Origin of the sequence: Streptosporangium sp. NPDC002524, assembly GCF_040295985.1 — a bacterium.
GTDB lineage: Bacteria > Actinomycetota > Actinomycetes > Streptosporangiales > Streptosporangiaceae > Streptosporangium.
This window is the reverse complement of sequence record NZ_JBEOWK010000002.1, coordinates 332929-346228: the sequence shown is the minus strand read 5'-3', so window position 1 is coordinate 346228 and position 13300 is coordinate 332929. Positions and strand designations below refer to the sequence as shown.

Sequence of the window (13300 nt, the reverse complement as noted above, 5' to 3'; positions counted from 1 at the left end):
GTAGCCGGGGAGGAGACGGACACGTGAGCTCTCATGGGGGCACAAGCGCCGCCAGGGGGACGTGGTGCTGGCCCGCGTGGATGTCCCGGTCGCGCAGGCTGCCCTGGGGCACCGGCCGGGGAAACGAGATCTTCACGACGTTGAGGGCGGGGATGCGGAAGATCTGGACGTCCGCCGCGTCGAGGCCGTACAGCCGCGCGACGACCTCCTGATTGATGAAGTCCTCGTCGGCGACGGTCGCGTAGTCCCCCGCCGTGCGCATGAAGAGTTCCATGGTGACCCAGAACGGGCCGGCGTTCTTCGAACGGACCTCCAGCGCCAGTTCGCCCAGCGTGGGCCTGCGGTCGTCAGTCACGGGAGCCGTCCTCGGCGATCTCGACGCGGAACATGGCGGTGGGCTCGTCGACGTCCACGACGTGGTTGAGCGCGAACCGGTAGACGGGACCGCGCTCGCTCTCGGCGGGCGAGGTGGCGAAGGCCAGGCTGGGCAGGTGGTCCATGTCGGGAGTCGGGAGATGGAGCATCAGCGGATTCGCGATCTTGGCGATCGCGGTGGCCGTGGCCTGGTCGGGGGCGTGGACCAGCATCATCACCCCGACCTCCCGGGGCGGCCCGGAGGCCGGGTCGATGCTCCCCAGCACGGCGTCGTACCCGTACGGGCGGATGTCCACGGCGTACCCGGAGGGTTCGAGCTCCAGCGTCTGCCGTACGCGCCCGGCGAGGACCTCGTACATCAGCGCGACCCACTCCTCGATCCTGGCGAGGATGTGCGGATCCCGGATGGCGGTGAAGGACATGGTCTCGTAGCCCGTGACGCCGGCCCCTTCGAGTTTGATCGTGTACTGGTCGGCGAGTTCGAAACGCGACCCCTCGACGCGCACCCGGCGGTCGTCCAGCGCGGTGTGAACCGCCTCGGAGACCACCAGCGTGCCCGCCGGCTCCCGCATCTCGAACGGGTTGACCGTCTCGTAGAGCATGTGCGCCGCCACCGACGTCGTCGTGCACGCGGCGGCCGGGTCCAGCGGCTCGACGGTGAAGCCGCCCCGGTCGACGGTGGCGAGGACACCGCCGGTGCGCGGGTTGGTGGTGCACTGCCCGCCACACTCGACGATCTTGGAAGCGTGCCAGACGGGCCCCGCCGGCATGCCCCTCATCAGCGGGTACGCGGCGGCGACGGCGGTGTCGGTGGCCCGGCCGGCGAGCACCACGCCGGCCCCGGCCTCCAGCGCCGCCACGATGGGTTCGTGGCCCATCATGCCGACGATGTGGCTGCAGCCGTCCAGCGTGGCGGCGTCCAGGTCGCCCGCCGGCGCCAGGGGGTGGATCCGTCCCTCGTCGAGCCGCTCCTTCAGGGCGGCGGCCGTCTGCTCGCTGTAGATGCGCGCGACCCTCAGGTCCAGGCCCTCCTCCCGCAGGATCCCGCCGACGATGCCGGCGACCCAGTCGACGCCGGAGTCGGTGCCGCCCGTGCCGCACGAGCCGACGATCAGCGGGATGCCCGCGCCCGCCGAGGCCCGCAACAGGATCCGCAGGTCACGGGCGACGGCCGCGGCGGTCGTCTTCGCCGTCCCCGAGCCCAGGTAGTACGGCCCGGAGTCGGTGGAGCCACCGTCGACGGCGATCACGTCGGCCCCGAGCGCGATCCCCCGCTCGACCGTCTCCGGCGGGAACCCCGCCCCGAGCATCCCACTGGGAACCAGGATCCTGACCGTCTCCTCCTGCTCTTCCGCCTCCTCACAAACGCGATCCTCGGCCGCGAACGTACCCGTCATGTCGTCGTCCTCATCTCTATCTCTGTCTCTTCGGTGACCACTGGTCGTACCGCCGGCGCCGCGCGGGAGGCCCTCCACCCCGGCACCAGGTGGGCGGTGTGCTCACCGGACGCCGCCCTCCCCGGGGGCGCTCGCGCGCCGGAGCCGGTCGGCCCGGACGACCGGCAGCACGGCGACGAAGGCCAGGACCGCGATGTGCAGGAGCATCGGCCGCCACCCCGTGACGTCGACCGCCAGGCCGACGAGCGCCGGTCCGGCGAATCCCCCGGAGGCCCACCCGACCGTGTACAGGCCGGTGTACGCGCCCAGGACGCGGCTCGACGGAGCCAGGTTCCACAGCACGACGACCGCGTTGACCACGAACCCGGCCGCGCCGACGGTCGCGAGGCACAACGCCACGACGGTGACCGCAGGCGTCTGGACGACGGCCCCGAGGATCGCGCCCGCGCCGAAGACCGCTATCCCGGCGGCCATGACCCGCAGCCGCCCGAAACGCTCGGCGAGCAGCGCGGCGGGGAAGGCGGCGAGGATGAAGACGATCCCGCTCGGCAGCGTCAGCCCGCCCGCCTCGCCGTCGGACAGGCCGAGGACCTCCACGCCGTAGGGGGTCATCAGGGAACGCGAGGCGAACCACGCTCCCCCGAAGACGAACACGGCGACGATCAGCAGCAAGCGGCTCCGGTCGGGAGCGAACACCAGGTCGGCGACGACGGTCCTCAACCTGACCCTGCCGTCCGTGTCGCGCGCCCCGGTAACCCCCGACGCCCCGCCTACCGACGTTCCGTCCGCCTGTGCCCCGCCCACGGACGCCCCGCCCACCGACGCCCCGTTCACCGGCGCCCCGCCCGCCGACGCCCCGTTCACCGGCGCCCCGCCCGCCGACGCCTCGTCCTCCGCGAGGGCGGCCTGGTAGGCCGGGGAACGGCTGTCGCGCACCCGCCAGACGAGCACCGCCGCCGCCACCAGCATGAGACCGGCCGGGACGGCGAAGGCCAGCCTCGGGTGGTCGTCGACCAGCAGCAGGCTGACCAGCGCGGCCACGACGGTCGTCAGCGCCGAGGCGATCTTCACGACGGCGTTCGCCCGGCTCCGGCGCGCGGGCTCGATGAAATCCGGCATGAGCGATTCGCTCACGGGCTTGAAGCTGTTCATCACCAGCGCATAGAGGAAGATCACCGGGATCAGCCGGCCCAGGGACGTCGCCTGCGGGATGAGCAGGAACAGCGCGGCGCCCACCGGCATCATGACCGCCAGGTACGGGATCCGGCGCCCCCAGGCCGTCCGGGTGTTGTCCGACCGGTTGCCCATGTAGGGCTGGACGAAGATGCCCAGCAGGTTGTCCATGCCCATGAGCAGGCCGATCACGGCGGCACTCGCGACGTGGTCCCGCAGCAGCTCGGGCACCCGGTTGTCGTAGAAGTTCCAGGTCGACTCCTGGGCGAACACCGCGAGGGCCACGTAGAACGTGATCCTCCCGGTGCCGGCCGAACGGCTTCCGGCTCGCGTCGCGCTGGCCATGGCGCCCTCCTCGTGTGACAGCAGTCACACTATTTGCCATAGCAAAAATGTCAACACATAGCATCAGGCAGTGCCATTGCGGCTGTTATCGTGAGCCCATGACGGTCAAGTCGACGGCGGACCAGCCGCACGCGCGCGGCGGGACCCGGGCCGATCTCGCCTACCGGACCCTCCGGGAGGCGATCGGGGCGGGCACGCTGCGCCCCGGCCAGAAGGTGACCGAGCGAGGCCTGGCCGAGCGGCTCATGGTGAGCCCGACCCCGGTGCGCGAGGCACTGCTCCGGCTCGAACACGACGGGCTCATCCAGCGCACGGGGCCCCGGACGGTCGTCGTGGCCGACATCGCCGGGCGCGCCATCGACGACCTCGCCGAGGTCGAGATAGGCCTGCGGGGCCTGGTCGCCCGGTTCGCGGCCCGCAACGCCACCCCCGAACAGCTGGACGCCCTCGACGCGATCCTCGACGCCGCCGACGACCTGCTGATCGTCAGCGTCACCCGGCACCGCAACGGCGAGAACGTCGACCGGCACGTCGCCGCGCTGCTCGACCGGATGCAGGAGTTCAACGAGGCGGTGAACGCGTGCGCGGCCAACCCGATGCTGATCCGGCTCCTCGAACAGTCCCAGGTCTTCTCCCAGCCCGAGCGCCGCTCCCTGCGCCTGGAGAAGATCGCCGAGGACGACCGCTTCGGGCTGGACCGCTACGCCGGTCACCGCGCCCTGGTGCGCGCCCTCCGGCAGGGCGACTCCGCGACCGCGGAACGACTGGTCATCGAGGACGCCCAGGGCGGGCTGGCGGCCCTGAGAGCCCGACCCGGCGAGAGGGACCGATGAAACGGGAGGAACCGACAGCGCGAGAAGATCCGACGACACCGGAGGAACCGACAGCGCGGGAGGAACCGACGACGCGAGAAGAACCGACAGCGCGCGAAAAACCGACGACGGCGCCCTCGTACCGGATCGCCGTGATCCCCGGCCTCCGCGGCCTCCACGGCCTCCGCGGCCTCCACGGCTGGGGCACCACCCTGGACCCGGGGCGGGCGATCGCCGCCCGGGCTGGGCACAGGTCCGCCGCCACGTAGCGATCAGGCCGGTTACGTGGTGATCAGGCGATCGCCTTACCATCGACACGCCCCCTGACAGGACCGACGGGGTGCTCGAACAAGGGAGTACCGCCATGGACGCGGACGTCATCATCGTGGGCGCGGGCCTGTCCGGGCTGGTCGCGGCGCAACAGCTGACGCGCCGGGGCCGGAAGGTGGCGCTGGTGGACCAGGAGAACGCCGCCAACCTGGGAGGGCAGGCGTACTGGTCGTTCGGCGGGCTGTTCCTGGTGAACACCCCCGAGCAGCGCCGCCTGAGGGTGCGCGACTCCTTCGAGCTGGCCTGGAGCGACTGGCAGGCGAGTGCCGGGTTCGACCGCCTGGGGGACGAGGACGTCTGGGCGGCGCGCTGGGCCCGCGCGTACGTCGAGTTCGCCGCGGGTGAGAAGCGGTCCTGGACGGAGGCCCACGGCATCAAGCTGACCCCGGTCGTGGGCTGGGCGGAGCGCGGCGGCCTGCGCGCCGACGGTCACGGCAACTCCGTGCCCCGCTTCCACGTCGCCTGGGGCACGGGAACGGGCGTGGTGGGCCCGTTCATGCGCGCCGCCGAGCAGGCGGCCGGCGCGGGACTGCTGACGTTCCACCACCGTCACCGGGTCGACGAGCTCGTCCTCCAGGACGGCGCGGTCACCGGGGTGCGCGGAAGCGTCCTGAAGGACGACTCCTCACCGCGGGGGGTGGCCTCCAGCCGCGAGGTGACCGGCTCCTTCGAGCTGACGGCGCAGGCGGTCATCGTCACCAGCGGCGGGATCGGCGCCGACCACGACCTGGTACGCCGCCACTGGCCCGCGCGTCTGGGCACCGCCCCGCGGCACATGATCACGGGCGTGCCGGCCCACGTGGACGGGCGGATGCTGGCCATCAGCGCCGCGGCGGGGGCCCGGATCGTGAACGAGGACCGGATGTGGCACTACACCGAGGGCGTGCGCAACTGGGACCCCGTCTGGCCCGGCCACGCGATCCGGATCCTGCCCGGACCGTCGTCGATGTGGTTCGACGCGCTGGGCCGCCGCCTCCCGGCCCCGTACCTGCCCGGCTACGACACCCTCGGCACCCTCAAGTACCTGCGCACCACCCCCGACATCGCCGGGTACGACCACTCGTGGTTCGTCCTCACGCAGAGGATCCTCGAGAAGGAGTTCGCGCTGTCGGGCTCGGAGCAGAACCCCGACATCACCAGCGGGGACCGGAGGGCCGTGCTGCGGAACCGGATCTTCGGCAAGGGCGCGCCCGCTCCGGTGGACGCCTTCAAACGGCGCGGCGCGGACTTCGTCGTCGCCACCACGCTGGACGAGCTCGTGGCGAAGATGAACGGCCTCACCGACGAACCGCTGCTCGACGCCGGGGAGCTGCGCCGCCAGATCGTGGCCCGGGACCTGCAGATCGGCAACCCCTACGGCAAGGACGCCCAGGTGCAGGGCATCCACAACTCACGGCGCTTCCTCGGGGACCGGCTCAGCCGTACCGCGACCCCGCACCGCATCCTGGACCCGCAGGCCGGCCCGCTGATCGGGGTCAAGCTCCACATCCTGACGCGCAAGAGCCTCGGCGGCATCCAGACCGACCTTAACTCCCGCGTCCTCGGCGCGGACGGCACCCCGATCAGCGGCCTGTACGCGGCCGGGGAGGCGGCCGGTTTCGGAGGCGGCGGCGTCCACGGCTACAACGCCCTGGAAGGCACCTTCCTGGGCGGCTGCCTCTTCTCCGGCCTCCAGGCCGGCCGCGCCGCCGCCCAGGCGGTCGCGTAGAACGGCCGGAACACCCGGAACGCCCGAGCGGTGGCAGGTGCGCCGGAGGTTCCAGAAGATCACTGTATCGGCGGGAAAATGGTTGGACGGGACGATATTCAGGCCGATAACGTTCTGCGGACCGTGACATCACGCGAGGAGGTGAGACCCATGAACGCTGCATCGACATGGGTGCTCCCCCTCGTCGTCACGGTCGGGCGATTGACGTAGGTGTCGCCGGGAGCGCCTCGACAGGGCAATCCCGAAAGGCAACGACCTATGAATTCTGTGCATTTCACCTCGAACGCGGACGAGCATGCCGTAGTGATCGCGCGGGTCGCGGAGAGCCGATGGCACGCCGTGGAGGACGACCGGGTGGTCGGCCGCGGCGACACCTCACGCAGGCCCGACGGGCGGATCTTCCTCAGTGTCGACGCGTGGCACGGCGCGGTCTTCGACCGGCTCGCCGACGCCATGCTGGCGGACCTGCCGAGGCCGCTGTACACGGTGGTAGACGAGGCCGACCCCGACGTGACGTCTTACTGGGAGCGAGCCGGCTTCACGACCCGGCGCCGCGAGTGGGAGTACCTGGTGCCCACCGATCCGCGGATCACGGGACTCGGCTCGGCGCCACCGCCGCCGGACGTGACGACAGTGGCCGCCGGCGAGGCGGAGGAGGGCCCTCTGCGCACGCTGGACCGCGTGATCCGCGACGAGGTCGAGGCCGGCGTCGGATGGCAGGAGATGCCGGCTGAGCTGCTGCCCCACCTGGACGGCGCCACCCTGCGGGACCCGTCGAAGTACGCGGTGGCGGCACAGTCCGGCGAGTACGTGGGACTGGTCCGGGTGGTGCGGGTGACCCGGCGGCCACGGATCGGCCTGATCGCGGTCCGGTCCGACCGGCATCGCCGCGGCATCGCCCGGGCGCTGCTCGCCCACGCGCTGGGCTCGCTGCACCACGACGGGATCGAAACGGCATCGGCCGAGGTGACCGAATCCAACCAGGCGGCCACGGCGCTGTTCGAGGGCGTCGGCGCCCGGCGTGCGAGCAGCAACCTGGAGCTGGTGCTCCGCTAGACGCCCCACCCCGTCCCCCCGCGAGGGGACGGGTCCCGAAGCACGCGCGGCACAGGCCGAACTGAGCCGCGGAGTTCGTTTCCCCACACGACCCCCCGGTCACCGGCCGGAGAAGGACGAGAACGTGACAAGAACATCAGACGGCATCGAAGTCGAGGGCACCGTCATCGAGTGCCTGCGCAACGCCACCTTCAAGGTAGAGCTCCAGAACGGGCACAAGGTGCTGGCGCACATCAGCGGGAAAATACGGAAGAACTACATCAAGATCGTGCCGTACGACCGCGTGCTCGTGGAACTCAGCCCGTACGACCTCACCCGCGGCCGGATCCTCTTCCGATACAGGACGTAGCGGCGGGCAGGACGCCCGAAACATGAAAGGAAGCCTCCGATCCGGACCGGAGACATGCCCGACGCGGGAATCGGAACCGACGACTCGACCCGATTCCGGTCCCCGCGGGCTCGGCCCAGCGGCGACACCGTGCCGGTGATCGCTCGGCTGATTCATGACCAAGCGGCACATGCGAAAGGCGAGGCTAGTAGCAGCTCTCCTTCACGTTGACGGTGACGGGGACGGACTGGGTCTCCGTACCGTCCGAGGCCGTCAGCAGCGGGGTGTACACCCCGACCGGGAGCGGCGCGATCGATGCCTGAACGAAGCCGTTTACCGTTGTCGCCCCGTTGCCGGGGTTGGGGTAGTTGGATCCGGGTGCGATCGGTGTGCCGCCCGCGCTGGTCGAACCCGGAGGCAGGTTCCGCAGTCCGATCTGGACGGTCGTCGACCAGCTTCCGACGACCACGGCCACGAAGTACGTGCTGGGGTGTCCACCGCTCGCCGTGACACATATCCGCTGCTGGAGGTCGCGCAGCTCCCACGTCGCCGCCGAGGCCGGTGTCGTGCCGGACAGCGCTAGCGCCAGCCCGGTCGTCGCGCCGAGTGCCAGCCTGGCGGCACGGTGGATCGTCTTCACGGCTGCCTCCTTGGTGCTTGTGCTCCGGACACTTACTTACATCGTCAATTGTTAACAATTAAAGTATCTATGGCAAGTTTCTGCTTAACTTCGAAACTTTCATTCTCCGGGAGCACGTCCTCGTCAAAGCAGCAAAGGCAGCAGCCGTCAGATCCCAGCTGATCGACACTGAAGGGAGCCCGGGGCGTGAGCACGGCACACGCCGTTCGCCGAACCTCTGGTCGACGGCTTGTCCCAAGTCGTGCCCTGCTGACACAGCAGGAAGAGCATGCGGCCAGCCGGTTCGAGATCGGACTTGCCTTGGGACTGTCCGGGATCGTGGATGTCGCGCCCTCCCTCCTCATCGGTGCCCGGACCGAGGAATCACAGACGCCCGTCCGGCCGGAGACGAATCTCGACGGCAACCCCGGCACCGCCGCTCCCCTGAATCACCGTGCGCCGCCCCGTACGCGAGAACCACCGCGCCAAGCCCTGCCTGGAGGACATGGCGCGCCTCGTGGACCACCGCGAAACCGCCGTGACAAAGGCGGTCTACCGAAAGCAGCCCCGCCGTGGCCTGCTCAGCCGAACGAAGACGACGAACCGAATCTTCACGCGACGGGAGCCATAGTCACCCAGAACAAAGAAAGGGCGCCTCCCTTTCGGGTAGCCCCCTGCCGACCAGCTAAAACCTGGCCGGGACGACAGGATTTGAACCTGCGCTCCCTTAACCCCAGGCAACCCGAGCGGTTCCCCAACCAAGGTTGGTATTGGCTCTGACCTGCAGTTATCGTCTCTGGCTGCCCGTCGGCATCCAGCCCTGTCCATGGTGGTTGTCACCCAGTTAGTCACCCAGAAACAATGGCTGCCAACAAGCGTCCTCATCGATGCCGTCAGGCGTTCCCTCGCCGATTGGTGTCCAAGCTCCCATTGCCAGCGCTGGCTGCGATCATGCCACTCACATGACGGAGGAAGGGCTGACGGATGCAGAAACCAGGCGCTTCGGGAACGGATGGCGGCACGAGTAAGGCCGATCTGGACGTACGCGCCCATCACAAGAAGGTCCAGATCCGACTGGCCGTGGCAAGCGATCCCGCCACGCCCCCCGAGACCCTCGAAGCCATGGCGACAGACCCCTCCCGCACGGTCAGGCGTGCCCTGGCGGCTCGGACCGACGCGCCGGGCAAAGTCTTGCGTGCACTCGCTCAGGACCCGGATCTGAAGACCCGCCAGAGTCTGGCCAAGAATCCCTCCTGCCCATCCGGTGCTCTGATCACCCTGGTCGAAGACCCTCACTGGTCGGTTCGATGGTCCGTGCCGGAGCATCCGGCCGCCAACGTCGAGGCCCGCCGCACCATCTGCCGGTCTGCGGATGAGGTTCTACGCGGGCTGCTCGCCGAGCAAGACGGACTGGACGAGGAGACGAACTCGGTACTCGCCGTAGACCCCTCTCCCAACGTCCGAGCGCGCCTGGCGGCTCACACCGACGCCCCGGACATCCTCGCTGCCCTGATAGCCGACGCCGACCCCAAGGTTCGTGCCGGTGCGACTGAGAATCCGATCACCACGACGAACCAGCACCGTCTTCTCTCAACCGACAAGTTCGCAACCGTGCGCAAAGCCGCACTAATGTCGGAAAAGCTCCCTCGCGACGAATTACAACGCCTAGCTCATGACCGGTCGGTCGAGGTGCGGTGGCGTCTGGCCATATGGCCCACGACGCCGGAGACTGTCTTACGAGTTCTCGCTGAGGATCCCCACCCCGATGTGGTGGCCTCGGCCCGAGCCAGACTCGGCGAGAACACCTAGCCCACTCAGGCACTCATGGGGTAGCGGGTCAGTAGCTCTCGTACCTCGGGAACGTCGGCGTAGGGCTTGAGCCGTGCCAGGACCACGCGGGCGCGCTGGGTGGTGCGGTCGCTGCTGAGGTCGGCGGACATGTCCAGCATCCGCGCCGCCGTGTGCGCCGCCTCCTCGGGCTCGTTGGCGTCGGCGAGGGCGACGGAGAGCCACGACAGGTACAGCGCGAGTTCTCGAACATGGGTGGCGTCGTAGCGTGTCAGAACCTCGGTGAGCAGAGGGACGGCGCGCAGCGGGCGGCGCAGCTCGGTGTAGGCGCGGGCTTCCATGATCTGGAGCTCGTCGGAGCTGACCCAGTACAGGTACGACGGTTCGTCGGCTCCGGCCGTGCTCGCCAGGGCGGCGCTCGCCTCGCCCAGTGCTCTGATGGCGGGCTGGGCCTCTCCGGCGCGAGCGTGCGCCCAGGCGAGGCGATCCCAGGTCAACGCGCGGATACGCGGTGAGGCGTGCCGTCCGGCCGCGTCCAGTGCGGCACGCGTCAGTGCCACGCTTTCCTGCGCGTCGCCGACGTTGGCGATCTGGTAGGCCAGGGAGCCGAGAAGGTTGGCCTCCAGGGAGCCGTCTCCGGCTTCGCAGGCGGCGCTGATACCCAGTTGGTAGGTCTGGGCGGCCTGGTCGTGCTGGCCAGCGTCGCTGGCGATCCATCCGACGATCTGTGCCAGTTCGCCGATGTTGACCAGCAGCGCCCGGCCTGCCTCCTCGGTGTGAGTGCCGCACCGGTAGAGCCGTACCGCCGCGTCAAGCTCGCGGAAGGCGGGCCGGATCAGGTCGCTTCCGGCGATGACGTCATCGGCGAGCCGCAGACTGTGAACCCGTGCCGCCAGATCCTGCACGGTGCCCATCCCGACCCTTCGCCCTGCCCCGGCGGGAAGGCGAGACAGGGGATCGCCTTCGGGCATGATCGCGGCGAGCACCTGGGCCGGTGACTTGCGGGCCGTCTGGTTCGTCAGGTCGAACAGCTCGGCCTCGGGGAGATCGAACACCCGGCAGTACAGCATCCGGTAGGGGTCTTTGGGCTGGTGCCTGCCCTTCTCCCAGTCCTTGATCATGCGGATCAGGGACTCGCGGGTCGGCAGGTGAGCGCGAGTGCTCTCATCGGCCGCCTCGGTGAGTGCTCGTGCCATCTGCCGTTGCGACCACAGCCGCTCGCGTCGCTCGGCGCGCAACCTCAGCGCCCAACCCGGAATCTCGTCCATCACCGCGCCCTGGGGGAGACATGGGAGACCTGCCGTCCCCCCAGTCTCCCCTACAGCCTCCTGTGCGAGCACGTGTATGGGCGATGTCATGGGAGGACCGCGAAAAGGCGGAACCCGCAGACGCGGGCGGGCCTGCTGCGGGCGGACGTCACCAACCTCGAACCGCTACTGAGGAACCACCACTGTGAGAAACCGTCCGTCTACTCCATCGCTTCGTACTACGAGTTCACGGCGGCCGACTCACTGGCGATCACCGTCCACAGTGACGCCCTGCTGGTGATCCAACCCCGACGGTCTCCTTGCGAGGACACCGGCGTCGCCCCTAAAAGCCGGTACGGCATCGCACCTTCCCAAAGATGCGATGCCGTACCTGACCAGTTCTTCCGTCGGCACTCCCCCTGAACTTCCATCACGTGCAGCGGGCGTTCCGGAAGATCGTGAAGGACATTGGACTGCCTGCGAAGCCCCCTCGATCTGCGCTAAGGTCATGACGTCCCGCCCGCAAGGGCGTAGGACAACCGGGACGTAGCGCAGCTTGGTAGCGCACTTGACTGGGGGTCAAGGGGTCGCAGGTTCAAATCCTGTCGTCCCGACCAGGTTTTAGCTGGTCGGGCGGGTGTCTCCCAAAAGGGGGCGCCCTTTCTTCGTTCTGAGTGACTACGACTCCCGTCACGTGAAGATCCGGCCCATCGCCTCCGCCCCGCCGAGCAGAACCGGACGGATCTGCTTCCGGTAGACCGCCTCCGTCACGGCGTCCCGCTGTGGCCGACGAGTCGCGCGATGTCCTCCAGGGTTATGCCGGAGTTTGAACCTGCAACCTTTGCCCTCAGCCACAAGTCGGGGGTTTGGAACAATCTGAAGGCGTTGGACAGAGAGCCTTCTACCTGGGAAAACTTCCGTGGAGGTCGGAAGCCGTCGGAACCGGTTTGAAGGCGTTGACTCCCTAAATTGGCCCCTTGCCCCTGGGACGTTGGAGTAGACGTTTTGGCAGGGCTCGGCGAGGACTGGACGCCTCGCGAACTCCGCCACAGTTTCGTGTCCATCCTGAGCGCACACGACGTGCCGGTGGAGGACATCAGCGATCTCGTGGGCCACGTCAGCACGCACGTGACCGAGACGATCTACCGTCATGAGATCAGGCCCGCGCTCACCAAGGGCGCCCAGGCCATGGACAAGATCCTGAAGAGGCAGAGCCGGTCCGCGTGACCCAGTGGCTCCCCGTTTGGCTCCCGAAGATCGAGAAAGGGGCTCCGGAGAGACTCCGAAACCCCTGCCGACCAGCTAGAACCTGGTCGGGACGACAGGATTTGAACCTGCGACCCCTTGACCCCCAGTCAAGTGCGCTACCAAGCTGCGCTACGTCCCGGTTGTCCTGCGCCCTCTCGGGCGGGACGTCATAACCTTAGCGCAGATCGAGGGGGCTTCGCACACGGCGACGCCCGCGAGGGCAGGCGATCGCGCGAAGGGCGAGGGCACGTGGGGCGTAAGGCGTTGATCGACCAGGAGGAGCTGCGGCGACTGGCCGGGCAGGGGTTGTCGAACGCGGAGCTGGCCGCGCGGTTCGGGGTGAGCGAGTCCGGGATCTTGCAGGCGAAACGGGCGGCCGGGCTCTCGAAGCCGATGCTCGATCACTCGCGGGCCATCCCGTGGAAGCTGGACCGCGCGCACAACCAGTCCGGGCCCGCGACGAACCTGCGGAACCTCTCGTCCGTGGCGCAGGGGCGGGCGATCCCCGCCGAGAAGCTGAACACGGCGCTGCGCTGGGCCGGACGGCTGGTCGCCTCCGGCATGGACATCTCGTACGAGCCCGGCAGGGGGTTCCTGGAGGTTCCCGCCTCTCCCGGGGACTGGCTGGCCGAGAGGATGCTGAACGAGGCCCGGAAGGCCGTCGACGCCGCCGAGGTATCCGACTCCGCCGGGGATCACGCGGAAGGGTGAGCACGAGCGTGGATCCGTGAGGTCTACGACGCCGCCGAGGATCATGCCTAGGAAGAGGATCATGCCTAGGAATGAGCGCGGAAGGGTGAGCGACGAGAAGCGGGTGCGGGGAACAGGCGCGGGTGCGGGCCCGGTGGAACGAGTACGGGCCCGAGGGACGAGT

Annotated in this window: 12 protein-coding genes and 2 tRNA genes; 8 read left to right on the top strand and 6 right to left on the bottom strand. The window is 69.1% G+C overall.

The window, feature by feature from the left end:
- Nucleotides 1-31: 31 nt before the first annotated feature.
- The 3 genes from ABT053_RS04150 to ABT053_RS04140 form a co-directional block, all read right to left on the bottom strand.
- Nucleotides 32-355: a DUF4387 domain-containing protein gene (locus ABT053_RS04150; RefSeq protein ID WP_350967372.1), complete on the bottom strand. Its 324-nt coding sequence runs from the start codon at nucleotides 353-355 to the stop codon at nucleotides 32-34.
- Nucleotides 348-1772, bottom strand: coding sequence for an acyclic terpene utilization AtuA family protein (locus ABT053_RS04145; RefSeq protein ID WP_350967371.1), 1425 nt, complete (start codon nucleotides 1770-1772; stop codon nucleotides 348-350). Before ABT053_RS04145 ends, ABT053_RS04150 begins: the two co-directional genes overlap by 8 nt.
- A 102-nt stretch (nucleotides 1773-1874) precedes the next feature.
- Entirely contained in the window at nucleotides 1875-3290 is a 1416-nt protein-coding gene (locus ABT053_RS04140) for an MFS transporter (protein WP_350967370.1), read from the bottom strand.
- A 98-nt stretch (nucleotides 3291-3388) separates the two neighbouring features.
- Here ABT053_RS04140 and ABT053_RS04135 point away from each other — a divergent pair, with 98 nt between their 5' ends.
- The 4 genes from ABT053_RS04135 (at nucleotide 3389) to infA (ending at nucleotide 7545) form a co-directional block, all read left to right on the top strand.
- Nucleotides 3389-4123, top strand: coding sequence for a GntR family transcriptional regulator (locus ABT053_RS04135; RefSeq protein ID WP_350967369.1), 735 nt, complete (start codon nucleotides 3389-3391; stop codon nucleotides 4121-4123).
- A 343-nt stretch (nucleotides 4124-4466) separates the two neighbouring features.
- Complete coding sequence (locus ABT053_RS04130) at nucleotides 4467-6140, top strand: FAD-binding dehydrogenase (protein WP_350967368.1); 1674 nt, start codon at nucleotides 4467-4469, stop codon at nucleotides 6138-6140.
- 258 nt (nucleotides 6141-6398) lie between these two features.
- Nucleotides 6399-7196 carry a GNAT family N-acetyltransferase gene (locus ABT053_RS04125; protein ID WP_350967367.1) on the top strand — a complete coding sequence of 266 codons (798 nt, stop codon included), beginning with the start codon at nucleotides 6399-6401 and terminating at the stop codon, nucleotides 7194-7196.
- A gap of 124 nt (nucleotides 7197-7320) precedes the next feature.
- Complete coding sequence (gene infA, locus ABT053_RS04120) at nucleotides 7321-7545, top strand: translation initiation factor IF-1 (RefSeq protein WP_350967366.1); 225 nt, start codon at nucleotides 7321-7323, stop codon at nucleotides 7543-7545.
- A 184-nt stretch (nucleotides 7546-7729) separates the two neighbouring features.
- On the opposite strand, the gene ABT053_RS04115 is transcribed toward infA, so the two are convergent.
- Nucleotides 7730-8164 carry a DUF5980 family protein gene (locus tag ABT053_RS04115; protein WP_350967365.1) on the bottom strand — a complete coding sequence of 145 codons (435 nt, stop codon included), beginning with the start codon at nucleotides 8162-8164 and terminating at the stop codon, nucleotides 7730-7732.
- A 963-nt stretch (nucleotides 8165-9127) separates the two neighbouring features.
- Here ABT053_RS04115 and ABT053_RS04110 point away from each other — a divergent pair.
- Nucleotides 9128-9952 (top strand): hypothetical protein, encoded by an 825-nt coding sequence (locus ABT053_RS04110; protein WP_350967364.1) that lies wholly within the window; start codon nucleotides 9128-9130, stop codon nucleotides 9950-9952.
- A gap of 5 nt (nucleotides 9953-9957) precedes the next feature.
- On the opposite strand, the gene ABT053_RS04105 is transcribed toward ABT053_RS04110, so the two are convergent.
- Nucleotides 9958-11199, bottom strand: coding sequence for an NsdA family TPR-like regulatory protein (locus ABT053_RS04105; RefSeq protein ID WP_350967363.1), 1242 nt, complete (start codon nucleotides 11197-11199; stop codon nucleotides 9958-9960).
- Nucleotides 11200-11718: 519 nt separating this feature from the next.
- On the opposite strand from ABT053_RS04105, the gene ABT053_RS04100 reads away from it, so the two are divergent.
- Nucleotides 11719-11795: transfer RNA gene (locus ABT053_RS04100), tRNA-Pro, on the top strand.
- Between the two features lie 388 nt (nucleotides 11796-12183).
- On the top strand, nucleotides 12184-12405 hold the full coding sequence (locus ABT053_RS04095; protein WP_350967362.1) for a tyrosine-type recombinase/integrase: 222 nt from the start codon (nucleotides 12184-12186) through the stop codon (nucleotides 12403-12405).
- A gap of 83 nt (nucleotides 12406-12488) precedes the next feature.
- On the opposite strand, the gene ABT053_RS04090 is transcribed toward ABT053_RS04095, so the two are convergent.
- Nucleotides 12489-12565: transfer RNA gene (locus tag ABT053_RS04090), tRNA-Pro, on the bottom strand.
- A 110-nt stretch (nucleotides 12566-12675) separates the two neighbouring features.
- Here ABT053_RS04090 and ABT053_RS04085 point away from each other — a divergent pair.
- Nucleotides 12676-13137, top strand: coding sequence for a hypothetical protein (locus ABT053_RS04085; RefSeq protein ID WP_350967361.1), 462 nt, complete (start codon nucleotides 12676-12678; stop codon nucleotides 13135-13137).
- The last annotated feature ends 163 nt before the right edge of the window (nucleotides 13138-13300 follow it).

Excerpts from the sequence above, each read along its gene's own strand:
- ABT053_RS04145 (WP_350967371.1), bottom strand. The coding sequence starts at position 1,772 with ATGACGGGTACGTTCGCGGCCGAGGATCGCGTTTGTGAGGAGGCGGAA.
- ABT053_RS04140 (WP_350967370.1), bottom strand. The coding sequence starts at position 3,290 with ATGGCCAGCGCGACGCGAGCCGGAAGCCGTTCGGCCGGCACCGGGAGG.
- ABT053_RS04135 (WP_350967369.1), top strand. The coding sequence starts at position 3,389 with ATGACGGTCAAGTCGACGGCGGACCAGCCGCACGCGCGCGGCGGGACC.
- ABT053_RS04130 (WP_350967368.1), top strand. The coding sequence starts at position 4,467 with ATGGACGCGGACGTCATCATCGTGGGCGCGGGCCTGTCCGGGCTGGTC.
- ABT053_RS04125 (WP_350967367.1), top strand. The coding sequence starts at position 6,399 with ATGAATTCTGTGCATTTCACCTCGAACGCGGACGAGCATGCCGTAGTG.
- ABT053_RS04110 (WP_350967364.1), top strand. The coding sequence starts at position 9,128 with ATGCAGAAACCAGGCGCTTCGGGAACGGATGGCGGCACGAGTAAGGCC.
- ABT053_RS04105 (WP_350967363.1), bottom strand. The coding sequence starts at position 11,199 with ATGGACGAGATTCCGGGTTGGGCGCTGAGGTTGCGCGCCGAGCGACGC.